Origin of the sequence: Enterococcus sp. C57, from assembly GCF_040887305.1 — a bacterium.
Taxonomy (GTDB): domain Bacteria; phylum Bacillota; class Bacilli; order Lactobacillales; family Enterococcaceae; genus Enterococcus_B; species Enterococcus_B hirae.
On sequence record NZ_JBFOFP010000006.1, the window covers coordinates 130,105 to 152,365 of the forward strand.

Genomic DNA, 22,261 nt, shown 5'->3' on the forward strand with positions numbered 1-22,261 from the left:
AGAAAATGACAATTTTTGAAGGAAATTATTCTCCAAAGGATCTTCGAGTAGGAATTGTAGTCGCGCGTTTTAATGAATTTATCAATCAAAAATTATTACAAGGAGCATTGGATAATTTAAAAAGGCACGGTGTGAAAGAAGAACAAATTGATATTTATTGGGTACCAGGAGCTTTTGAAATTCCTTTTATTACCAAAAAGCTCAGCAAAAAGGACAGTTACGATGGGTTGATTACGTTGGGGACAGTTATCAGAGGTGCAACTACTCATTATGAATTGGTTTCCAATGAGGTAGCCAAAGGAGTCGCACATATTAACCTAGAGTCCAATATTCCAGTGATGTTCGGGGTATTAACCACGGAATCCATTGAACAAGCCATTGAACGAGCAGGGACGAAAGCAGGGAATAAAGGCAGTGAAGCTGCGCAAGGGTTAATTGAGATGATTTCTCTTTCACAACAAATTTAAGAATTCCTATTTTTTAGAGTATGATGAGTTTACTGTGTAAATAGCATTCTTCAGTTTACTAAATGTAACAAACGTAAATATTAATCTTAGTATGTTTTGCTTGAAATAGATACATTAAAGCGACCACCTAAAGTTAGAGCCAAAATCTAACTTTAGGTGGTCGCTATACAAATTGACACTATTTTTTTGAGGGTATTTTTTTGAATCGCTCTTTTAAACGAGTTGGTAACAAGAAACTTAAAAGAGTAAAAGGTATCGATACAATGTACCAAAAAATCGTTCGGCCAATCCCATAGCGTTGGTAAAGTTTTTGCAACATCAAATGGAGTAGCACTAACCCAGCGAATAAACTACTATAAAGGAACCAAGGATTATCGAGATGTGAGAGCGTCCTTAACGACATGATCATTGCAGGGTAAAAATAAAAGAAACCAGCAACTAAAGTGACTCGCCAATTTTTGGTGAAAGTACTGAGATTCAATAGAAAGAAAAGCGCAGATAAAATGATACCTAGAGGAGGAAAAAGGCTGATTAAAAAAGCATAAATGGCTCCCCATAGAATCATTCCGGGACCTTTGATCAGTGCAACTAGCAGAATCAAGCTAAACAACAAAAGCAACTGTTGAGTGAAAGTAGCAAGAATGAATGTCCCGAACAAAATCAGCGTGAACCAATGCCAAAGTGATTGTTGTTGTGATTTTCTGGAAATGGCAAAATGATCCTTTAGGAAAGATGCCAGTTTTGGGTAAGAACGATTAAATTCCATAATTGGTCCTCCTTTATCTAACCTACATTAATTATAATTGAGGTGAATGGAGGATTCATAGGTCTAAGGTGGTATCTTTCAATAAATTTACTGAAAAAAATGATGGTAAAACAAAATATTCTCCGTTATACTGAAAATTATATTAAAAACTGCGGGGAAAAGGGGAATGTGAATGAAAGGCAAGTTAAAACGAGAGATCAACTTATTTGGCGCATTAGCAACTGTTATGGGAACTGTAATTGGGGCAGGAGTTTTCTTTAAAACAGCGGCTGTTACGGCAAGTACACAATCGACTAGTTTGACCTTATTGGCATGGCTATTAGGAGGATTTTTAACGATCTGTGCTGGTCTAACGGTAGCTGAGTTGGCAACTGCGATCCCAGAAACGGGTGGTGCAGTCAAATATATTGAAGCCGCTTATGGAAAATTACCGAGCTTTTTACTGGGTTGGTCCCAAAGCTTGATTTATTTTCCAGCGAATATTGCGGCGCTTTCGATTATTTTTGCGACACAAATGACGAACTTATTACAAATATCTACGGATTATCTTCTATTAATTGCGATTATTACTGCTATTTCTGTTACTGGTTTGAATTTACTAGGAACAAAAGTGGGTACGACTGTCCAGTCTGCGACACTGATTATCAAATTGATTCCATTAGCTGTCATCGTTATTTGGGGACTGTTGACACCAGGTAGTGGAACGATCCAACTATTCCCATTCGAAGCAGGGAAAGATGTGTCTTTTGCAGAAGGCTTAAGTAGTGCTTTACTAGCAACTTTATTCGCTTATGATGGCTGGCTTGGTGTCGGCGCAATGGCGGGGGAAATGAAACGTCCCGAAAAAGATTTACCTAAAGCAATTATTTTAGGGTTAAGTTTTGTAACAGTGGTTTACTTATTGATCAACTTTGTTTTCTTAAAAACTCTGCCAATTGATCAGATTGCAGGTAACCTTAATGCAGCATCTGATGCATCAGCGGTTATTTTTGGAAATATCGGTGGAAAGATCGTGACGATCGGTATCTTGATTTCTGTTTATGGGGCACTGAATGGGTACACGTTGACCGGAATCCGTATTCCTTATGCGATGGCTTTGGAAGGTGAGTTACCTTTTAGTAAACAGTTAACGAAATTATCAAAAAAATTCACAGTGCCATATGTTCCAGCACTTTTTCAATTAGTGATTGCGTGCATTATGATGAGTTTAGGTTCATTCGACTTTTTAACTGATATGCTAATTTTTGTTATGTGGCTGTTTAGCTTATTGATATTTATCGGTGTATTTGTTTTAAGAAAAAAACAACCAGACTTACCAAGACCATACAAAGTACCTTTGTATCCCGTGATTCCATTGATTGCAATCTTTGGCGCTGTCTTTATTTTAGGGATGACTTTATTTACTCAAACAGCTTTGGCAATGATCGGGATCGTTGTCACATTACTAGGTATCCCAGTGTATTATTACAAGAAAAAACAAGACGAGCGTTAATTTAATAGTCATGTAAAAGGACTTAAGAGAGGAAACTTGCTTAAGTCCTTTTATTTACAACTAGAAATTTGCATTTCAATAAATTTGACCTGATTTTTGTCTTTCCTACTTCTGCCATAGCCACTTATATGCTAAAGTAATGAAGAAAAGGAGCGATAAAAAATGATATTTGATTCTCATACCCATTTGAATGCGGAACAATTTAATGATGATATTCCTGAAACTATTGAACGGGCCAAAGAGTTGGGCGTGACAAAAATGGCGGTAGTAGGTTTCGATACCCCAACGATCGAAAAATCATTACAGCTTAGTCACGATTATTCAAACATATATAGTATTATTGGTTGGCATCCTACTGAAGCAGGAAGTTATACTAAAGACATTGAGAAAAAATTACAAGAGCAATTAACGATGCCGAAAGTGGTAGCGTTAGGTGAAATCGGCTTAGATTATTACTGGATGGAAGATCCGAAAGAAGTGCAAGCTGAAGTTTTTCGTAGACAAATTGCGATTGCGAAAGAAATGAATCTGCCGATCAGTATCCATACCAGAGAAGCGTTAGCAGATACTTATCAAATTTTAAAAGAAGAAGATATTCGTGATATTGGTGGAATCATGCACAGTTTTAGTGGCGATTTTGAATGGGCCAAACGATTTCTTGATTTAGGAATGCACATTTCATTTAGTGGGGTCGTGACTTTCAAAAAAGCGCAAGATGTTCAAGAAGCAGCCGCACATGTTCCACTCGATCGATTGCTAGTAGAAACGGATGCGCCTTACTTAGCTCCAGTACCTTATCGTGGGAAACGAAACGAGCCAGGTTATACCCGTTATACAGTTGAAAAAATAGCCGAATTACGCAATCTTCCGGTAGAAGAAGTGGCGCTCCAAACTTGGAAAAATGCTCATCGTCTATTTAGGATCGCTGAAAATGACTAAATTAAAAATCCAAGAAATTGTAGTCGTTGAGGGAAAAGACGATACTAGAAGACTCCAAGAAGTAGTCGACGTCGACACGATCGAAACGATTGGTTCAGCGATCAATGATGAAATACTCATGCAGATTGAACATGCGCAGGAAACACGTGGTGTAATCATCTTTACTGATCCTGATTTTTCGGGCGAGAAAATCCGCAAGACGATCATGGAAGTCGTTCCTCAGGCAAAACATGCTTTTTTACCCCGTCAACAAGCACGTCCCAAAAAACAAGGAAGTCTTGGCGTTGAGCATGCTAGTGATGAGGCCATCTTAGAAGCATTGAAAAAAGTAATCACCCCATCTTTTGAGGAAGACGAAACGGAAATTACTAGACAAGTGCTGATTTCTCATGGTTTAATAGCGGGAGCGCAAGCAAAAGAAAAACGTGAAAAATTAGGGGACGAATTAAGAATTGGTTATACCAATGGGAAACAACTGGAGAAGCGTTTAAAAATGTTTCGGATCACACCAGAAGAATTTGCCCAAGCAATGAAAAAAGTGGAGGAACAACATGAGTGAACAGCGTGATATTGCGACACCTTCTAGAACAAAAGAAATCTTATTGAAACATGGATTTTCATTTAAAAAAAGTTTAGGTCAAAATTTTTTGACAGAGCCAAATATCTTAAGAAAAATCGTGGAAACTGGCGAAATCGATCAACAAACAAATGTCATCGAAGTTGGTCCAGGTATTGGAGCGTTGACGGAACAACTAGCACGTAATGCCAATCAAGTCGTTGCCTTTGAAATCGATGATCGCTTGATTCCTGTGTTAAAAGATACGTTAGCTCCTTATCCTAATGTGACTGTTGTTCATCAAGATATTTTAAAAACTAATTTAGATCAGGCAGCAACAACCTATTTTGAACAAGATTTACCGATCAAAGTTGTTGCAAATTTACCTTATTATATTACGACACCGATCATGATGCATTTTTTAGAATCAGATCTGCAAGTAGAAGAAATGGTTGTGATGATGCAAAAAGAAGTCGCTGACCGTATTTCTGCTAAGCCTGGTACAAAAGCATATGGCTCATTATCAATCGCTGTACAGTATTATATGGAAGCATCTGTTGCTTTCATCGTACCTAAGACTGTTTTTGTTCCACAACCGAATGTCGATTCAGCTATCTTGAAACTAACCAGAAGAAAGCAACCAGCTGTAGCGGTTACTGATGAAAAGGCATTTTTCCGATTGACAAAAGCAGCGTTTCAGCAACGAAGAAAAACATTATGGAATAACTTACAATCTTCATATGGCAAAGATGAAGCAACGAAAGCTTGGTTAACGACTAGTTTAGAAAAAGCTAACATCGATCCTAAACGTCGTGGAGAAACCCTCTCATTAGCTGAATTTGCTGCATTAAGTAATGCAATGGAAGAGCTGAGCGAGAAAAACTAAGTTCTAATCTAATTCAATAAAGAAAGTAAAACGCCTAAAAGTCTAGCATACTAACTTTTAGGTGTTTTGTTTATCTAAGTCCAATAAAATGAGTTGGATGGTCATCACTAATTGAAAAATAAGTAAATGACTACTGTAACCCGATTCCTGTAATCTCAGTTTAAGATCATAATCGTTCATGTATTTAAGAATGGCTAACGGTTTAGACCGAAAAATAGTTTCTTATGAAAATAAATTTTTTTAGAATAAAACGATACTATAATCATAAATGAACACGATGAATTTTCAGAACTTATTTTGATTACTAAGGAGAAAGAAGGGTGAGTTAATGAACAAAATGAACCAATCGATTGTTTTGGGGTTAACATTGATTACCGTTGGCGGATCAATTGCCCCTGTTACCAATGTATTTGCTTCAGAAAAAGCTACGAACTTTACCGCCACAAACGAATTTGACAAATACTACAACGATTTATCAAATGAAAAGAAAGCAGAATTTGAACGTTTAGTATCCGGTGCTCACTTATCCCAAGTGGAGCAATTACAAATATTAAAAGAAAAATACGAGTCCGATAGACAACCAAATCCTCGCTGGAAAATTGCCGTCATTAAAAAGATAGCCAAATGGTTAGTAGCTAAAACAGGTGAAAAAACGGTAAGTGATGTTACTAATTACTTATTCGAATGGCAAGATAATTTAGAACAAGGTGCAGAAAATTGGTTAGTGAATCATGGGTGGAATAGAACCGCAGCTCATTGGACTGTTAAGACTGCTAGCTTCATTTTCTTATAGGGATGAGTGTAAGAAAATGAAAGGAACAAAGAGACTGATTTTTTGGGGACTGACACTATTTTTTTGTGTATCTAATTTCATTAGATTATTCGTTCATGATGATTTTGGAAAAACAGTAAGAGTTTATTTCAGGGATGTTCCTGCCTATCTAAAAGTAATTTTTTTTATCGTGTTCATACTGTTGTTTTGGTGGAGCTATCCTTATAAAAAAGAAAAAAATTTTTTTGATTGAAGTAAAACAACCAAATATAAACCTGTCATAAACTTCAGTGAGGGTGGACGGGTTTATTTTTGTATTAAAATCAGCAACCATTAAAATGGACTATATTTCAAGAGGGTGAGCCCAGTGTATCTCGTTGTTTTAGTGTGTATACCTTAGGGTAGGGAATTAGAATGATACTGGGGCTAAATAGGGTTCCAGGAAATATTGTTGTTGACATGTACATAGGGCGTACTTCTTTTTTGTATTTATCTTTCATCTACATAGACAAAAATTGAAGGAGATGATGTAGCTAGCAGAGACTGTAGTTTAAAACATATTTCTTGTATAAGCTTCATTCAAAATTTACTTTATCTGGTGTCGGATAATTGAATACATGAAAAAGGCTCATTCAACATTTTTCTGATCGATGTGTCTTGACACATCTTGTTGTTAAAGTTAAAATAAGACATCATAAAGGTGTCAAGACACATTAGGAGAGAAAAAAATGAAAAAAAAATCAGTACGATCCCTGACTATTTCTGCCTTGTTGATAGCTATGGGGGTTATTATTCCAATGGTTATGCCAAAAATCATGATTCCACCTGCTTCTTTTACTTTGGCTTCTCATGTACCCATATTTATTGCGATGTTTTTTTCACCAGGAATTGCGATTACCGTTGCTTTGGGTACAACATTTGGCTTCTTTTTGACCACACCAGTAATTATTGCGCTGCGTGCATTATCTCATTTGATTTTTGCAGTGATTGGTTCTTGGTATTTGCAAAAGAAACCAGAAATCGTTTTAAAAAATGGCCAATTTACTTTAGCCAACTGGCGCTTCCAAAGTTTCAATTTTGTGATAGGTATCATTCATTCGATTGCGGAAATGTTAGTGGTTAGTGTCTTTTTCTTTGTAGGGAACATGCCAGAAACTTATTATTCTGAAGGCTATTTTTATACAGTCTTTATCCTAATGGGGATTGGTGGGTTGATCCATAGTTTAGTCGATTACAATATTGCTTATTTTGTAGCCGGAACATTGAGCAAATACTTTGATATTCCAGTTTTCACTAAAGCTAAGCAAGTAAGTCAGAAGACACCTTCAACGAAATCAATCAAGAAAATGGCTTGAAAAAAGTACCATTATCAATCAGTTTTTCCTCTTTAACTAGAGATAACTCCTTTAAAATGAATAAGCCGAAAGTGCTGTGTATGAACACAGCACTTTCGGCTTATTTGTTATAGTTCTAGCTTTTGGCATAGTTTCTGCTAAAACTTACATCAAAAGCTGATTTTTTAATTTTTATGGCAATCCGATCACTTCTTCAGTTGATTTGTCAAAGAAATGTCCTTTGCTGATATTGAATGCTAAGTCGACCATTTCCCCTGGTTTATGGAAGTCACGTGCATCGACTTTTGAAATAAATTCAGTTGTACCTGTTCGGGTATAAAGCATGGTTTCTGCACCTAACAATTCTGATACAACAACTTCTGAATGAACAACTGCTTCGGGTTGTGCTTCTAACACCACTTGTTCACTGTGGATATCTTCAGGGCGAATACCAAAAACAACTTCTTTCCCTTCATAGCCTTTTTCAACTAAGACTTTGTTTTTTCCTTCAGGGATTTTTAATTTTAAGCCATGACCGTCACTGATTACTCCATTGTTTAAAGTAACGTTGAAGAAGTTCATTGCGGGTGAACCGATAAAGCCTGCGACGAACATATTGACTGGTGTGTCATACACTTCTTTTGGCGTACCGATCTGTTGGATAAAGCCATCTTTCATGATAACGATACGATCTGCCATCGTCATTGCTTCTGTTTGGTCGTGGGTTACATAGATGGTTGTTGTTTCTAAACGTTGATGGAGTTTGGCGATCTCAGCACGCATCGCTACCCGTAATTTTGCATCTAAGTTTGATAATGGTTCATCCATCAAGAAAACTTTTGCATCACGAACGATGGCACGTCCTAAAGCAACCCGTTGACGTTGGCCACCTGAGAGAGCAGCAGGTTTACGTTTCAAATATTCAGTAAGCCCTAAAATTTCAGCAGCATTTTCTACCCGTTTTTTGATGTCTGCTTTGTCATACTTTCTCAACTTCAACCCAAAAGCCATATTGTCAAATACAGTCATGTGTGGGTATAACGCATAGTTCTGGAATACCATAGCGATATCACGATCTTTTGGTGCTACATCGTTCATCACTTTACCGCCGATGCTTAATTCTCCTTCCGAGATATCTTCTAGCCCAGCAATCATTCTTAATGTAGTTGATTTTCCACAACCAGAAGGTCCAACAAAGACAATAAATTCACGATCTTCGATTGCTAAGTTAAAATCCGTTACGGAATAATTTTCTGCGTTGTCATATTGTTTGTATACATGTTTCAGTGCCATTTCTACCATGATTCATTCCACGCTTTCTGTTTAGTTTTAATGTTGAATTAAGTATAAATGAAAGCGTTATCTATGCTCAATGGCAACTTGAACAAGAATTGATTGTCTTTTTGGGCAATATGCTACACCTTGAGGTAAAATAGAGAGTAGGAACAAGATGTTGAGAGAGGAAAGGATGATCAATATGAAAATTGCTTTAATAGCTCATGACCGCAAAAAGCCCTTGATGATCAAGTTGACAACCGCATATAAGGCAATCCTGGAAAAACATGAATTATTCGCAACTGGGACAACAGGTGGTAAAATCACCGAAGCAACTGGCTTAAAAGTCCATCGCTTTAAATCCGGTCCTTTAGGTGGTGACCAACAAATTGGTGCAATGATCTCAGAAGATCAATTAGACCTCGTGATTTTTCTGCGAGATCCGTTGGCTGCACAGCCTCATGAACCGGATGTGACTGCACTGATCCGCTTATCGGATGTTTACGAAATTCCTTTAGCAACTAATATTGGAACAGCAGAAGTACTGTTGCGAGGACTAGAAGCTGGCTTTCTGGATTTCCGTACTGTAGTTCATGAGTTAGAAAATCGACCGTTGTCTCTGGAATAAAATTCGTTATTTGCTATTGATCGTCCATTTATGTTCGTTGAATGTGTGATTTTTCACGAACATGAATTACTTTTTATTCGGGAATGTATGTTTTTTTATTTACAGTCGTGTGTGATCTATGCTATAGTTTTGCTGGGAATGACTTCCCAAAAATAAACAGAGTAGAAAATAAAGCGTTAAGTGCTGAGAGGATGGGATGTTGCCTCTTTGACGAAGGACAAGTTGTTCGCGGTTTTATTTTCGCATTCGCTGCATGTAGGATGTAGCAGCTCTTAAAGGAGATGCTAAGAAATGAAGAAAAATCGGTTAGACGCACGCATGATCGCTATCATGGGATTGTTGATTGCTTTGATGGTCACTTTATCCCGTTTGGTATCGATCGAAACCCCTTTTGTGAAGATCAGTGTCACATTTATTCCACAAATGATCATGGGGATTTTATTTGGCCCGTTTTGGTCTGGAATTGGGGGTGTATTAGCTGACTTAGTAGGAATGGCGTTATTTTCAAAAACAGCTTTCTTTATTGGCTTTACTTTAAATGCCTTTATCGAAGGAGCAATTTATGGTTTCTTTTTTTACCGAAAAGAGATTACTTGGAAAAATTCGCTATTAGCTACACTTTCGGTCACGCTGATCATTAATTTGCTATTGACTCCTTTGTGGCTAGCGATGATGTATCATGTTCCATTATTTAGTTGGATCGTCTGGGCACCAAGGTTATTAAAAACAGTCGTTTGGATTCCTATTCAAACCATTGCGATGTATTACGTCGGACGTAGTATTCCATACAAAAAGATTTTAAAAAGTATGACTCTTCACGCAAAATAGTCAACTCAGAAACCAAAGAAGCAACCTTCCCATCCCAGAAGGTTGCTTCTTTTGCTTATTTATTGTAAGAAAGGAGACGTTTATTTCTATAAAATAGTGAACAACGATTGAAAGAGATGATATATGGCCATACCACCTAGAATACTACTGATGATGGTCAAAAGGATTGTGACACTTTTAGAGGGCTTTGTTAATGAAAGATAGTAATAGGCAAGCCCAATTTGAAGATTGAAGTAGAAAATAGCACTTCCAGATCTAAAATTAGGGAAAAGTGTCATAATAATATTTATACACAGTGATATCTTTAACAATTCTTTGTACCAATTTTTTTTAGCCATTTAGGATAAACTCCTCGATTGCTTTTTCATTTTTAAGGCCAATTATTCGATCAATAACTTTCCCATCCACAATTTTTATTATGGCCGGGATAGAATTAATTCCTAAGCTGTCAGCCATTATTTCCAACTTATCCTCATTCTCTTTACGAGCGTTATCTGTATTATAATATCCCATAGATTGGTGCTGGTTGTTTAGTACTTTTCGCAAAATAGGCTCAAATTCTTTACATTGGGGGCATGTAGGTCTCCCTACATAAACAAATAAAGTATCCTTTCCATTCATTATTTTTTCTAAAGAAATACTATCCACTTCATATAAACCTTCTTTAGATGTTGCCATTTGAGTATAGACATATAAAATAGTAGGTAAACTAAAAATAATTAAAATGAAACACATCAATTTTTTTGGATTAATATTTATCATAAACACAACCAGTTTATAATTTAAAACATGCGACTACTCCACCGATGGCACCACCAGCAAGAGCGACAAAACCTGTTATACAAGCAGCGCATACTAATGGAACTGCAAGACAAGCAGCAGCACATGTAGGGGCAATGATGTTAGCAACTGCACGGCTTATTCCTAAAACAATTGCTAGACAGGCTGCTTTTTCAGCCATTCCACGGGCTTGCTTCAAATGAAGAAACTCACTTTGAACTTCTTGTAACTGTTTTTTCAATTCATTATTTGGTATAAATTTATCTTCAAGAATTTGGTGAGTCATTTCTTCGCCATTGGAAAATGTTCTAATTTCGAAAGTATCTTTTTCTGATTGAGTGATCAAAGATTCTTGGACTCCCTTAATGTTGTACATCATATCAAAGATTACCGTAACACTGCTGAATAGATTATAGTGTTCATTTGTGATTGGTACAGTCAATGAATAATAATCTTTATTTTCTCCATTTTCACTTATAATTTGTAACGCTGTAGCATTGTCCAATGTTAAATATTTTTCTGAAACATGTAATTGAATAGTAGAGTCAAGTTTAGATGAAAATACGTCCATTAGTTTGTTTTTTTCTTTCGAGCTAATTTCTTTTGCTGTTTCAGACAAAATGACCATATTTTTAACGATTGATGTAGCTTCTTTCGAATTTATACCAGGGACCGTCACTGGATTACTTTCAAAATAGGTACTAATCGTTTGTGTCACTGGCACATAGTCAGTCTCTTGAATCATCTCTGCATTGACAATCATAGAAAAGTTAGGAATGATAAAGGAAGCTAGAGTTATAACAGCAATAAGACTTATAATGAATTTGTTTTTTAACATATTTTTTTAATTCCTTTAGATGATCCAGTTTAAGTAAAAAATAGTTACTCTTAGTCGTGTGAATTCTTACATAACATTTCTTTTTTGTACTTTGCAGTAAAATAAGCACTTTGTAACAATTTAGTGAATAAAACATAATCACCAAATAACTATATTCACAAATCTCCTGATATTTTCTCCTTTACTATTATTTAAAGCGCTTTTATTAATTGTATCCATAGTATAGAATGAAAACGAGTATATTATTTTATATGGTATCAATAGTCACATTGAATTTAAAAAAGGAAGTGAACGAAGAATGGAAATTCATGAATTACTACGTAAATTTCGAAAGGAAAGGGGGTTATCTCAAAAAGAGTTAGCACATAAAATAACTTCTAGAGAATCTTTAGTAAAATACGAAAGTGGTAAAAATCAGATTCCATTGATTCCTTTATTAGCTTTTTTAAAAAAGATGAACATTGAGTTAGACGAATGTTTATTTTATTTAAATAAAATAAACGGAAATCATCCAAGACAAAAGTTAAATCAGCTACTTAGTCAATTGGAAGATGTCAAGTTACCAATTGACGACCGATTAAGAAATTTAGAATTAGATATCAAAAAAACAAAAAGCATTGTTGATAAGCGGAATTATCTAATAGCTAAAGGCTATCAATGGCATTTACTACCGAATGATGAAAGAAAGTTTACCCTACATGATAAGGTTTATATCAAAGCGATCATGAACCATCTAGAAAAAGTAGCAGAATATGGTCGTTTTGAAATAGTCACATTTACTTCACTGGCTTTTCTTTTTACAACAGAATTTATTCAAATGCAAGCTTCGAAAGTAGAAAGAATGGGTGATAACGAAAATTTTCTCTCTTCACTTTGCACGTTGTATCATGTTCTCTTTCTTTTAATGCTAGAAAGAAAAGAAAGCGGCTATTCAAAAGAATATCTAGAAAAATTAAAGATGGTTCGAGGTAGACTAGTGACACCACAAAAAACAGAGGTACACGAAAGGTTTGACGATTTGCTACTGAATAGCTTGGTCGAGCGTACAGCTAATCCTAAGCAATTAACAGATTTTTTTATGGGGATTAGGTTAATTGGTGCAACTCAACTTGAAGAGGAGTTTCTTTTAGCTTTAAAAAAATATGAGAGACTTTATGGTCTTTCTCTTTTACCTTCAATTATAGAATAAAAACCGTTGGTAGTAAGGAAGTTTTGGACAGCTAAGCTATTTAAAGATGAGCTAGGGATGAAATGTTTTGCTTTTGTTTTTTTATGAAGAAGTATAGTTTTGATAACCATTTACATATAAAGTGAGTCATGTCGCAAAGACGTTGTTCATGTTTTAGGAGTGAATGAATAGGTTCTTTTAATGCTTTTCTCTAATAAAATAATAACTGTCCCACAAAAGTTAGTGAAAAACTAGCTCTTGAGGGACAGTTACACTGATTTATTACAACTACTTTTTGATTGAGTTAACTATTTTTAGTAAACTGCGCTTGATATAGTTGATGGTAGTACCCGTCTTTTTGTAGTAATTCATCGTGGGTACCCATCTCAACGATGGCGCCTTGCTCCATGACTAAGATTTGATCGGCATTTTTGATTGTCGATAAACGGTGGGCAATCACAAAGCTCGTTTTGCCTTCCATCATTGTTAAAAAGGCATCTTGAATTTTCTTTTCCGTCAAAGTATCGACTGAACTAGTTGCTTCATCTAGGATCAACATAGGAGGGTTGCTGATCATTGTACGGGCGATCGTTAACAATTGTCTTTGTCCGTCAGAGATTTTCAGTCCTTGTCCGCCGATTTTTGTTGCTAACTTTTCAGGCAAGCGTTCCACAAATTCATACATATACGAAGCTTTGAGTGCTTGATTGATTTCTTCATCACTAGCATCTGGATTGCCATACTGTAGATTTTCTTTTAACGTACTGTCAAAGAGCCAAGTATCTTGTAAAACCATTCCAAAGCTTTTTCGCAAGCTATCTCTTTGGATATCTCGAATATCATACCCGTCGATCGTAATAGTTCCACCTGTCGCATCATAAAAACGCATCAACAGGTTAACTAACGTGGATTTACCAGCACCAGTCTTACCTACAATCGCAATCGTTTGCCCTGGTTTAGCAATAAAACTGAAATTTTCGATCAATCGTTGACTTGGTTCATAAGAAAAGGATACATGATTGAACGCTACTTCACCTTTGATTGTTGCTGGATTCAACGCATAAGCATTAGGTTCATCTGGCGTTTCTTCGGGTTGATCGATGAGTTCAAAGGCACGTTCTAATCCAGAAAAAGCGGTTTGGATCTGTGTCGTGATTCCAGAAAGTTCAATAAACGGTTTAGAAAACTGACTAGAATAGATCGTGAAACTAGAGATCACACCGACTGTAATGGCTGAGCCACTTCTTAATGCTAGTAAACCACCAACTAATCCAATCGAAAGATAAGCCAAGTGATCCACAAAACGAGAAGAAGGATTCGTCAAAGAAGAAGAAAATTGGGCACGTTGTCCTTTTTGATAAAGATCAGTGTTCAATGCTTGGAATTGTCGTTGATTCATTTCTTCTTGTTGAAAGGCTTTGACGATTTTCTGATTCCCGATCCGTTCGGTAACAAAGCCAGAGATATTCCCGATAATCTTTTGTTGATTGTCAAAGTCGTTTTGTGATGCACGGGCAACGATCCAACTCACAAGAAAAATGATCGGTGTGGAGCAAATCACGACGAGTGTCAATAACGGGCTAAGGCGTAACATAAATATAAAAGACAAGACGATGATAGCCACGCCGGCAAACATTTGGTTAAAAGCCGCAGAGATCGCAATGGAAATATTATCCATATCGTTGGTAAAACGACTAACGATATTCCCGTGTGAATTTTGATCGTAGTAACGAAGCGGTAATTTATTCAAACGTGCAAAGGCATCTTTTCTTAATTTTGCTACGGAAAGATAAGCCAAGCGATTACTTAAGACTTGGATCAGCCATTGACTGATCACGTTGATCAATACGATCCCGCCAAATAATAATAAGAGGTGGAACAATTGAGCAAATCGAACTTGATCTGCGCCGATCATTTGGTCAATACTTTGACCAATCTGTAAAGTCATTACCACAGTAGCGATCCCGTTGATGATCCCTAAAAGGATCGCAAACCAGATATCTTTTGAATAGGCTGTAAGGTAAGGAACGAATCGTTTGAGGGTTTTCCAGGATAATTTTTTTGTTTTCATCTTATTCTTCCTCCTGTGATGCGACGATTTCGCGATACTCAACGGAATCCTTCAATAAATCTTCATGTTTCCCTTGCGCAACGATCTTTCCTTGATCCATCACGAGGATCTTATGTGCTTCTTGAATCGAGCGGATTCGTTGAGAAATAATAATGACTGTCGTATCTAGTGAGGTTTGTAATGCTTTTCTTAAGTTAAGATCGGTTTGATAATCTAACGCGCTTAAAGAATCATCTAAAATCAATAATTCAGGTTTGGCAATTAACGCACGTGCAATCGTTAGCCGTTGTTTTTGACCGCCAGAAAAGTTTTTTCCGTTTTCCATTACCTTTGTTTCTAATCCTTTAGGAAGTTGTCGAACAAACTCTTCTGCTTGAGCAATTCTAAGAGCTTCCCAACATTCTTCATCTGTGGCATCTTCTTTTCCCCATTGAAGGTTTTCACGGATGGTTCCAGTGAATAGAACAGCGGTTTGAGGAACTTGTGAGATTTGGCTTCTTAAAGGATCAAGTTTCCATGAGCGAACATCCACGTCATCAAAAGCGACGGAACCTGCGCTGACGTCATAGAAACGTGGAATCAATTGAGTTAAGGTTGTTTTTCCGCTACCGGTTGGTCCAATGATCCCCAAAACCGTGTTTCGTTTCAAAGCAAAAGTAATGTCTTGTAAAGATAATCCTGACTTTTCAGTATAACGAAAGTCGACATGTTCAAATTGAACGATATTTTCGGATTGGAAATTCGGTGTCAAGGCATCTTCTGCATCTGTCAGTGTAATGTCAGTTTCTAGGACTTCTTTGACCCGATTACCTGAAGCTTCGGCCCGGGTAAAGATAACGACCAGGTTAGATACGACGATCAATGCCAGTAACATTTGATTCATGTAATTGATCAACGCAAGGACTTGACCTTGTTGCAAATGTCCGATATTGACTTTGATCCCACCAACAGTCAATAAACAAATAATACCGATATTCATGATCAATGTGGTAGCCGGTGATAAGAGAGCTGAGATATTTGAAACACGTAAGTAGTTTTTAGCTAATTCATCGGTGTCCTCATCAAAAGTATCAATTTCTGTTTTTGTGCGGGAGAATGCTCGAATTACACGAACACCGCTAAGATTTTGACTAACCGTTTCATTTAAACGATCCAGTTTTTCTTGGACTTTTTGGTACAGTGGAATTGTTTTTTTGATGATAAAGTATAAAATGATTGAAAAAATCGGTAGGATAGCTAAGAAAAACAAGCCGATTTCCCAGTCAATCACAAAAGCCATGACGACTGAACCGATACTTAGAAATGGCGCACGGATCAATAAACGGATTACCATGGCTAATGCTAATTGGAGTTGGTTGATGTCGTTCGTCATTCGAGTGATCAATGTATCTGTACCAAAATGATTTAATTCACTATGTGAAAAGGAATTGATTTTCTTGATTAGTTGATTTCTAAGCTCAGTACCAAATCCTTGTGAAGCTATTGAAGCATAATATTGACAAATGATCGCACAAATCAATCCAACAACTGACATCACGACCATCCAGATCCCCATTTGGATGATCACACCACGATCATTCATCTTTAGACCGTTATCAATCAATGAGGCCATCAATAATGGCAAAATCAATTCAAAGACAGCTTCTAAGAATTTAAAAACGGGACCCAGAATGATTTGTTTACGGTAATCTTTTGCATAACGCAATAACTGAATCATATGATTCCTCCTAAAATATATTTACCATTAGCTAAGAGAATTTTTAAGAAAAAGCCAAATAAATTTTCTCGAATTTCTTTCTTAGCTACTTAAACGGTAGGCACGGATTTAAGAGAAAGGGGAGTCAGTTGCAAGAAATTTCTGTCTATTTTACATTGATGACCCTTTGTCTTAAACGAGTACTTTCCTATGTATAAGTAGGTACTCTCACATTGTATCTTATGAAATTTAGAATGAAAAGTGAATAAGCCTTTTCATAAATGAAACTTTGAAGTGAATTAGCAAAAAAAGTCATTGACGAATCTCGTTTGTTTCTCCTTCTTTTTAGATAAAAATAGCTATTGACAAAATGAATGCGTTTCCTATGATGGAGAAGAGGTGAGAGAATGTTAAAAGAAGAAATCCAAGATTATTTAGAAAATCAAACGGCATTTATCGATTTAGCACAATTAAGTGATGTTTTTACAGCGAAATATTTAGCAGCATACTTTAAAGTGAAACGTAATACGGTCAGTCATTATCTTAATCAATTAAATGAAGCTGGCATTTTGGTTAAGGTCAATTCTCGTCCGGTCTATTACTTTCATAAAATGGCTTTTGAACAGCAATTTTTTGCTTTAAGTAAAACGTATTATGCCTCAACTGAAGAAATTAGGGCTGAACAGCCTATTTTTTCAAGAAGTAAAGATCTTTTTTCTTTAGTGATCGGTCACGAAGCAAGCCTGAAAGAAAGCATTGAACAAATCAAAACAGCTCTTTTTTATCCAGATGGTGGGCTACCTGTGTTATTAACTGGAGAAAGTGGTACAGGGAAAAGCTTCTTAGTCAATATCGTTTATCAATACTGTTTAGAACATGATCTCTTACCAGAAAATGCGCCTTTCGTGACGTTGAATTGTGCCCAATATGCCGACAATCCAGAATTGTTGACGAGTAATTTATTTGGACATGTCAGTGGAGCATACACCGGTGCGACACAAGATAAGGTTGGCGCTTTTGAGGCAGCCGATGGGGGATTATTATTTTTAGATGAAGTTCATCGACTTAGCCCTGAAGGACAAGAAAAATTGTTTACGTATCTGGATCAAGGGATTATTTATCGAATGGGAGAAACGAATCAGGGGAAAAAAGTCGATGTTCGGCTCTTCTTTGCAACGACTGAAGAAGTCACCAAACATTTTCTGCCCACTTTTATGCGTCGGATTCCTTTTAAGATTGATCTGCCTTCTTTACGTGCTCGTGGAAAAGAAGAACGATTGGAGCTGATTTATTCTTTTTTCTTAAATGAACAAAGAAAAATCGAGCGACCAATGAAAGTGAGTGGTCAAGTGCTGTCATCATTGACGAACCAAAGTTTTTCGGGAAACATCGGCGAATTGAAAAATAGCGTAAAAGTAGCTGTAGCCAAAGCATTCGCTGAACAAAAAGAGGAAGAGAGCCTATCGATCAAACTCCAACATTTACAAAGATATCTTTTGAAGGTTCCCCATCAAGACAGCCCAGCCCAATCAGCTGTGTGGATCACTGAGAAAAAAGAATTAGCTCATTTGGTTGAAAAAAGACAACCAGAACAGGAGCGAATGATCCGCTGCTTTGAACAACTATTATTGACCTTTAAGAAAAATGGCGCAACAGTAAGTAACTGTGAGGAAAAATTAAAAGAAGAAGTCGTTTATTTATTTGATTTTTTACTCTTTGAAACGAGTCGCCAAGAAAAACATGAACTACTAGTCTACTGGTTGCACTCCATTCGAGAAACGCTAAAACAAATGGAAAGTGCCTATCAGATCAAGTTTGATGGTAACAGCGTCTATGCGCTAAGTTATTATCTCTATCAAAGAAGCACAGTAAAGTGGTTACCAGAAGATGGGGAAATCGAACAATTGATCAAGGAACTAGACCGCCAGTTAGAACTAATGTATCCAGCAAACTATCACTACGCCCATCGGATCTTGGAATTGACACAAGCCAAGTTAGATTTAGAAGTTACTTTATTAGATCATATTTTATTAACGATCTATTTGAGACGGACGAAATGGACAAAAGAACAAAGTGTGCCTAAAGCAATCATTGCTGCTCATGGTTATGCTACCGCTAGTAGTATGGCAAACGTCGCTAATCGACTGTTGGGAAATGATCTGTTTGAATCCTTTGATATGCCCTTAGATGTGACTCCCCAACAAATTGCGGATGAAATGATTGATTACAGTAATCGTCATGATATCTCTAATGGACTGATCATTTTAGTTGATATGGGCTCGCTAAAAGAAATCCATCAACTATTCAAAGATCAGGTCTTTGCCCCAATCGTTATTTTGAATAATGTGACAACACCATTAGTTATCAGTATTGGAGAAAAAATGCAAAAAATGACTGATCTGGAAGAAATCGTCAAGGAAGCGGTGGCCTCCTTGGAAGCAGAGTGGACGATCATTTACCCTCAAAAAAATAAACAAAAAGTATTACTGATCACTTGCGTGACGGGGATCGGAACGGCTGTCCATATGAGTGAACTACTTGAAAAAAGTTTACCAGCAAACAGCGCACTTAAAATCATCCCTTATGAATACCAAGTATTAACACAAAGAAAATTAACGGAATCGGTTTTTTCGATGTACGATGTGATTGGCATCATTGGGACAACGAATCCTCAAATCGACACGATGCCATATCTTTCGTTAGAGTCATTGATTTCAGGAGAGAAAATGGATGAACTTGTTCAATGGCTGGCTCCTATTTTTTCATTGAAAGAACAAGCTAACTTTGATCAGCAATTTGTCCGAAATTTTTCATTAGAAAAAGTACTGGAGTCGGTGACGATCCTTGATACAGAAAAAGTGATGACAGAAATCGAGCTGTTTATGCGTGAATTGGAGATGCGTTTTGATAAGAACATCACGACGCCACAAAAGATCGCCCTTTTTGTCCATGTCAGTTGTTTGATCGAGCGATTGATCCGGCAGATCCCGATTGAAAGTTACCATGGTCAAGAACAGTTGTTACAGTGTCAAAAAGAAACCTTGGATCGAATCAAAGAAGCATTTAGTGTCATCGAAGAACATTATAGTGTCACGATCCCACCATCAGAAGTCGCTTATATTTATGATATTCTCGAAAATGTAGAGGATAAAATAGGCTCAGAAGAAGAATTTTAATCGTAAGCAAGATACCGCCACTATGTTGGCACGTATCTTGCTTTATTTGTAGTGAGAGTAAGAAAGAGGTGGAAACATGGAAAGAACAATTATTCTAGCCTCCCATGGACGTTTTGCTTCAGGGATTTTAGATTCTTTGGAACTTATTTTTGGTAAAACGCATTCGATCCTAGCGTTAGATTGCTATGGAACTGAAACGTTTGATTTAGCAAAATCAGTGCAGCAATTGATCAACGATCATCAAGGGCAGGAGTTGATCATCATCACTGACTTATTTGGTGGCAGTGTAAACAATGAATTTTTGCAGTACATTAACCGACCGAATATCTACTTGATTGCTGGTTTGAATCTGCCATTGTTGATCGAGATTGCCACAAAAATTGAGACAGCTGATTCAATCGTTGAATTGATCCATCAGGTATTGAATGATTCAAAAGAAATGATCCAATTTTGTAATGAAAGTATCGAAAAAAAAATGGAAGAAGAAGAATTTTAGGAGGGATTGGAAATGATTATTTTAACAAGAGTCGATCATCGTTTATTACATGGTCAAGTCGCTTTTTCTTGGACACAGTCAATTGGCGCAGATTGTATTTTGATCGCAAATGATGATGTGCCAAACAATGAAATACGCAAAACAACCATTAAGCTGGCAAAGCCACAAGGAGTGAAACTAGTGATCAAATCGATTGAAGATTCGATCGCTGCATTACAAAGTGGCGTAACGGATAAATATAAACTATTTATCGTAGTAGAGTCTGTGAAAGATGCGTATCAATTAGCAAAAGCTTGTCCACAGATCAAGCAAATCAATTTAGGTGGGATTAAAGCAAAGGAAGGAACGCGGAGTCTAGGTAAAGCGGTCAACGTATTACCTGAAGAAGAAAAATTGTTGGAACAAATGATCGCTGATGGGATAGAAGTAGAAATTCGTCAAGTACCAGCAGATAAAAAAATAGCAGCAAAGGAAGTCTTATGAGAAAGGAAGAATAAAAGATGATCCTACAAGCAATTCTTTTAGGTCTGGTTGCCTTTATTGCGCAATCAGAGTATGCGTTAGGAACTTCCCTGCTTTCTCGTCCGATCGTAACGGGATTATTTACAGGGATTGTTTTGGGAGATGTAAAAACAGGTATTATTATGGGAGCAACTTTGGAATTAGCTTTTATTGGTTCATTTTCAGTTGGAGCATCGATTCCACCAGACGTTGTGACCGGTGGAATCTTAGGAACTGCATTTGCCATTACTGCAGGAGCAGGAACAGAAACAGCATTACTATTAGGGTTACCAATTGCGACACTTACCCTTATTTTAAAAAATGTTTATTTAGGACTATTGATTCCGATCATGAACCACAGAGCAGATCGTTATGCGGAGGATGGGAATTATAAAGGGGTCGAACACATGCACTTACTAGCTGGTTTCGGCTTGTCATTGATGCTTGGTCTGGTAGTCATGATTTCTTATTTAGTCGGAAGTCAAACGATCGGGAATCTCTTAGCGAAAATACCAGATTTTGTGCAAAACGGATTGACCGTTGCAACTGGGTTGATTCCAGCACTTGGATTTGCCATGCTGGCACGTTTATTGATCAATAAAAAAGTAGCACCTTATTTCTTTTTAGGCTTTGCTGTAGCAGCTTACTTAGAGATTCCAGTAACAGGTATTGCCATCTTTGGGGCGATCTTAGCCGTCATTGTCGTCAATATCATGAACGTACGTCAAGTATCCGTTCAAACTTCAGCAGGGGAGGTAGAAGAGGATGAAGACTTCTAATCAAGAAGAACACAAAGTGACCAAAAAAGAATTGAATCAGGTCTTTTGGCGCTCATTTCAAATGGAATTTTCATGGAACTATGAAAGGCAGATGAATATGGCCTATGTCTTTGCCATCATTCCCATCTTGAAAAAGCTCTATCATACTAAAGAAGAAATGTCAGCAGCGCTTAAAAGACACTTGGAATTTTTTAACACGACACCACATATCGTGACCCTGATCTTAGGGATCAATGCAGCAATGGAAGAAGAAAATAAAAATGACCCAGAGTTTGATGTAACAGCTATTGATAGTATCAAAACCTCACTGATGGGGCCTTTAGCAGGGTTAGGCGATTCATTCTTTTGGGGAACGTTGCGTTTGATCGCGACGGGTGTTGGGACTTCGCTAGCACTACAAGGAAATATTTTAGGACCAATTTTATTCCTTTTGATTTTCAATATCCCTCATGTTTTGTTTCGTTACTTGGCAACAAGTTGGGGCTATCGACTAGGTACTGGATTTTTAAAGAAAATCCAAGCAAACGGAATGATGGAAAGTTTAACGTTAGGTGCTTCAATCATTGGATTGATGGTAGTTGGCGGAATGACTGCGACGATGATCGATATCAATATTCCTTTGAAAATCGGAACAGGTGAAAATGCCGTCACGATCCAAAGTATTTTTGATGATATCGTTCCTCATATTTTAAGTTTAGGTGCCTTTGGAGCAGTCTTTTATTTATTGAAAAAAGAAGTCAAACCATTGATGATTTTGATTGGATTAGCTATTTTTGGGATCGCTGGTTCATGGATTGGTATCTTTTAGAAAAG

Annotated in this window: 21 protein-coding genes and 1 riboswitch; of the genes, 15 read left to right on the forward strand and 6 right to left on the reverse strand. The window is 36.9% G+C overall.

Annotation, left to right across the window (positions count from 1 at the left end; genetic code table 11):
- Positions 1-5 precede the first annotated feature (5 nt).
- A complete protein-coding gene (ribE, locus tag AB5M32_RS08940; RefSeq protein WP_178285695.1) occupies positions 6-467 on the forward strand; it encodes a 6,7-dimethyl-8-ribityllumazine synthase in 462 nt (153 codons plus the stop codon).
- A 178-nt stretch (positions 468-645) separates the two neighbouring features.
- Here the strand turns inward: ribE and AB5M32_RS08945 are convergent, their stop codons facing one another.
- Positions 646-1,233 (reverse strand): hypothetical protein, encoded by a 588-nt coding sequence (locus tag AB5M32_RS08945; protein ID WP_096708764.1) that lies wholly within the window; start codon positions 1,231-1,233, stop codon positions 646-648.
- Between the two features lie 172 nt (positions 1,234-1,405).
- On the opposite strand from AB5M32_RS08945, the gene AB5M32_RS08950 reads away from it, so the two are divergent.
- The 6 genes from AB5M32_RS08950 to AB5M32_RS08975 all read left to right on the forward strand — a co-directional run bounded on the left by AB5M32_RS08950 (position 1,406) and on the right by AB5M32_RS08975 (position 7,233).
- Positions 1,406-2,725, forward strand: a complete 1,320-nt coding sequence (locus AB5M32_RS08950) for an APC family permease (protein ID WP_010720771.1) — start codon at positions 1,406-1,408, stop codon at positions 2,723-2,725.
- Positions 2,726-2,887: 162 nt separating this feature from the next.
- Positions 2,888-3,664, forward strand: a complete 777-nt coding sequence (locus AB5M32_RS08955) for a TatD family hydrolase (protein ID WP_178285696.1) — start codon at positions 2,888-2,890, stop codon at positions 3,662-3,664.
- Positions 3,657-4,223, forward strand: a complete 567-nt coding sequence (gene rnmV, locus AB5M32_RS08960) for a ribonuclease M5 (RefSeq protein ID WP_010720769.1) — start codon at positions 3,657-3,659, stop codon at positions 4,221-4,223. The genes AB5M32_RS08955 and rnmV overlap by 8 nt, the downstream gene beginning before the upstream one ends.
- Positions 4,216-5,106, forward strand: coding sequence for a 16S rRNA (adenine(1518)-N(6)/adenine(1519)-N(6))-dimethyltransferase RsmA (gene rsmA, locus AB5M32_RS08965; RefSeq protein WP_096709995.1), 891 nt, complete (start codon positions 4,216-4,218; stop codon positions 5,104-5,106). The genes rnmV and rsmA overlap by 8 nt, the downstream gene beginning before the upstream one ends.
- A gap of 328 nt (positions 5,107-5,434) precedes the next feature.
- Positions 5,435-5,899, forward strand: a complete 465-nt coding sequence (locus tag AB5M32_RS08970; RefSeq protein WP_178285697.1) for a hypothetical protein — start codon at positions 5,435-5,437, stop codon at positions 5,897-5,899.
- Between the two features lie 707 nt (positions 5,900-6,606).
- Positions 6,607-7,233 (forward strand): hypothetical protein, encoded by a 627-nt coding sequence (locus AB5M32_RS08975; protein ID WP_010720766.1) that lies wholly within the window; start codon positions 6,607-6,609, stop codon positions 7,231-7,233.
- A gap of 171 nt (positions 7,234-7,404) precedes the next feature.
- Here AB5M32_RS08975 and AB5M32_RS08980 read toward each other — a convergent pair whose 3' ends face one another.
- Complete coding sequence (locus tag AB5M32_RS08980; protein WP_178285698.1) at positions 7,405-8,514, reverse strand: ABC transporter ATP-binding protein; 1,110 nt, start codon at positions 8,512-8,514, stop codon at positions 7,405-7,407.
- Between the two features lie 175 nt (positions 8,515-8,689).
- On the opposite strand from AB5M32_RS08980, the gene mgsA reads away from it, so the two are divergent.
- Entirely contained in the window at positions 8,690-9,115 is a 426-nt protein-coding gene (gene mgsA / locus AB5M32_RS08985; protein WP_014834468.1) for a methylglyoxal synthase, read from the forward strand.
- Between the two features lie 155 nt (positions 9,116-9,270).
- Positions 9,271-9,369, forward strand: a riboswitch (THF riboswitch).
- A 37-nt stretch (positions 9,370-9,406) separates the two neighbouring features.
- On the forward strand, positions 9,407-9,943 hold the full coding sequence (locus AB5M32_RS08990; protein WP_178285699.1) for a folate family ECF transporter S component: 537 nt from the start codon (positions 9,407-9,409) through the stop codon (positions 9,941-9,943).
- 330 nt (positions 9,944-10,273) lie between these two features.
- Here the strand turns inward: AB5M32_RS08990 and AB5M32_RS08995 are convergent, their stop codons facing one another.
- Together AB5M32_RS08995 and AB5M32_RS09000 are read right to left on the reverse strand one after the other, a co-directional pair.
- Positions 10,274-10,705 (reverse strand): thioredoxin family protein, encoded by a 432-nt coding sequence (locus AB5M32_RS08995; protein ID WP_094940096.1) that lies wholly within the window; start codon positions 10,703-10,705, stop codon positions 10,274-10,276.
- Positions 10,706-10,718: 13 nt separating this feature from the next.
- Positions 10,719-11,561, reverse strand: a complete 843-nt coding sequence (locus tag AB5M32_RS09000; protein ID WP_178285700.1) for a hypothetical protein — start codon at positions 11,559-11,561, stop codon at positions 10,719-10,721.
- A 298-nt stretch (positions 11,562-11,859) separates the two neighbouring features.
- On the opposite strand from AB5M32_RS09000, the gene AB5M32_RS09005 reads away from it, so the two are divergent.
- Entirely contained in the window at positions 11,860-12,750 is an 891-nt protein-coding gene (locus AB5M32_RS09005) for a helix-turn-helix domain-containing protein (protein ID WP_081128522.1), read from the forward strand.
- A 283-nt stretch (positions 12,751-13,033) separates the two neighbouring features.
- On the opposite strand, the gene AB5M32_RS09010 is transcribed toward AB5M32_RS09005, so the two are convergent.
- Both AB5M32_RS09010 and AB5M32_RS09015 read right to left on the reverse strand, forming a co-directional pair.
- Positions 13,034-14,800: an ABC transporter ATP-binding protein gene (locus tag AB5M32_RS09010; protein WP_178285701.1), complete on the reverse strand. Its 1,767-nt coding sequence runs from the start codon at positions 14,798-14,800 to the stop codon at positions 13,034-13,036.
- Between the two features lies 1 nt (position 14,801).
- On the reverse strand, positions 14,802-16,517 hold the full coding sequence (locus AB5M32_RS09015) for an ABC transporter ATP-binding protein (RefSeq protein WP_178285702.1): 1,716 nt from the start codon (positions 16,515-16,517) through the stop codon (positions 14,802-14,804).
- A 386-nt stretch (positions 16,518-16,903) separates the two neighbouring features.
- On the opposite strand from AB5M32_RS09015, the gene AB5M32_RS09020 reads away from it, so the two are divergent.
- The 5 genes from AB5M32_RS09020 to AB5M32_RS09040 all read left to right on the forward strand — a co-directional run bounded on the left by AB5M32_RS09020 (position 16,904) and on the right by AB5M32_RS09040 (position 22,256).
- Entirely contained in the window at positions 16,904-19,672 is a 2,769-nt protein-coding gene (locus AB5M32_RS09020) for a sigma 54-interacting transcriptional regulator (RefSeq protein WP_178285703.1), read from the forward strand.
- 76 nt (positions 19,673-19,748) lie between these two features.
- On the forward strand, positions 19,749-20,168 hold the full coding sequence (locus AB5M32_RS09025; RefSeq protein ID WP_010720759.1) for a PTS sugar transporter subunit IIA: 420 nt from the start codon (positions 19,749-19,751) through the stop codon (positions 20,166-20,168).
- Between the two features lie 12 nt (positions 20,169-20,180).
- Positions 20,181-20,651 (forward strand): PTS sugar transporter subunit IIB, encoded by a 471-nt coding sequence (locus AB5M32_RS09030; RefSeq protein ID WP_010720758.1) that lies wholly within the window; start codon positions 20,181-20,183, stop codon positions 20,649-20,651.
- 17 nt (positions 20,652-20,668) lie between these two features.
- A complete protein-coding gene (locus tag AB5M32_RS09035) occupies positions 20,669-21,448 on the forward strand; it encodes a PTS mannose/fructose/sorbose/N-acetylgalactosamine transporter subunit IIC (RefSeq protein WP_010720757.1) in 780 nt (259 codons plus the stop codon).
- Entirely contained in the window at positions 21,435-22,256 is an 822-nt protein-coding gene (locus AB5M32_RS09040) for a PTS system mannose/fructose/sorbose family transporter subunit IID (protein WP_010720756.1), read from the forward strand. Before AB5M32_RS09035 ends, AB5M32_RS09040 begins: the two co-directional genes overlap by 14 nt.
- The last annotated feature ends 5 nt before the right edge of the window (positions 22,257-22,261 follow it).

Excerpts from the sequence above, each read along its gene's own strand:
- ribE (WP_178285695.1), top strand. The coding sequence starts at position 6 with ATGACAATTTTTGAAGGAAATTATTCTCCAAAGGATCTTCGAGTAGGA.
- AB5M32_RS08945 (WP_096708764.1), bottom strand. The coding sequence starts at position 1,233 with ATGGAATTTAATCGTTCTTACCCAAAACTGGCATCTTTCCTAAAGGAT.
- AB5M32_RS08950 (WP_010720771.1), top strand. The coding sequence starts at position 1,406 with ATGAAAGGCAAGTTAAAACGAGAGATCAACTTATTTGGCGCATTAGCA.
- AB5M32_RS08955 (WP_178285696.1), top strand. The coding sequence starts at position 2,888 with ATGATATTTGATTCTCATACCCATTTGAATGCGGAACAATTTAATGAT.
- rnmV (WP_010720769.1), top strand. The coding sequence starts at position 3,657 with ATGACTAAATTAAAAATCCAAGAAATTGTAGTCGTTGAGGGAAAAGAC.
- rsmA (WP_096709995.1), top strand. The coding sequence starts at position 4,216 with ATGAGTGAACAGCGTGATATTGCGACACCTTCTAGAACAAAAGAAATC.
- AB5M32_RS08970 (WP_178285697.1), top strand. The coding sequence starts at position 5,435 with ATGAACAAAATGAACCAATCGATTGTTTTGGGGTTAACATTGATTACC.
- AB5M32_RS08975 (WP_010720766.1), top strand. The coding sequence starts at position 6,607 with ATGAAAAAAAAATCAGTACGATCCCTGACTATTTCTGCCTTGTTGATA.
- AB5M32_RS08980 (WP_178285698.1), bottom strand. The coding sequence starts at position 8,514 with ATGGTAGAAATGGCACTGAAACATGTATACAAACAATATGACAACGCA.
- mgsA (WP_014834468.1), top strand. The coding sequence starts at position 8,690 with ATGAAAATTGCTTTAATAGCTCATGACCGCAAAAAGCCCTTGATGATC.
- AB5M32_RS08990 (WP_178285699.1), top strand. The coding sequence starts at position 9,407 with ATGAAGAAAAATCGGTTAGACGCACGCATGATCGCTATCATGGGATTG.
- AB5M32_RS08995 (WP_094940096.1), bottom strand. The coding sequence starts at position 10,705 with ATGATAAATATTAATCCAAAAAAATTGATGTGTTTCATTTTAATTATT.
- AB5M32_RS09000 (WP_178285700.1), bottom strand. The coding sequence starts at position 11,561 with ATGTTAAAAAACAAATTCATTATAAGTCTTATTGCTGTTATAACTCTA.
- AB5M32_RS09005 (WP_081128522.1), top strand. The coding sequence starts at position 11,860 with ATGGAAATTCATGAATTACTACGTAAATTTCGAAAGGAAAGGGGGTTA.
- AB5M32_RS09010 (WP_178285701.1), bottom strand. The coding sequence starts at position 14,800 with ATGAAAACAAAAAAATTATCCTGGAAAACCCTCAAACGATTCGTTCCT.
- AB5M32_RS09015 (WP_178285702.1), bottom strand. The coding sequence starts at position 16,517 with ATGATTCAGTTATTGCGTTATGCAAAAGATTACCGTAAACAAATCATT.
- AB5M32_RS09020 (WP_178285703.1), top strand. The coding sequence starts at position 16,904 with ATGTTAAAAGAAGAAATCCAAGATTATTTAGAAAATCAAACGGCATTT.
- AB5M32_RS09025 (WP_010720759.1), top strand. The coding sequence starts at position 19,749 with ATGGAAAGAACAATTATTCTAGCCTCCCATGGACGTTTTGCTTCAGGG.
- AB5M32_RS09030 (WP_010720758.1), top strand. The coding sequence starts at position 20,181 with ATGATTATTTTAACAAGAGTCGATCATCGTTTATTACATGGTCAAGTC.
- AB5M32_RS09035 (WP_010720757.1), top strand. The coding sequence starts at position 20,669 with ATGATCCTACAAGCAATTCTTTTAGGTCTGGTTGCCTTTATTGCGCAA.
- AB5M32_RS09040 (WP_010720756.1), top strand. The coding sequence starts at position 21,435 with ATGAAGACTTCTAATCAAGAAGAACACAAAGTGACCAAAAAAGAATTG.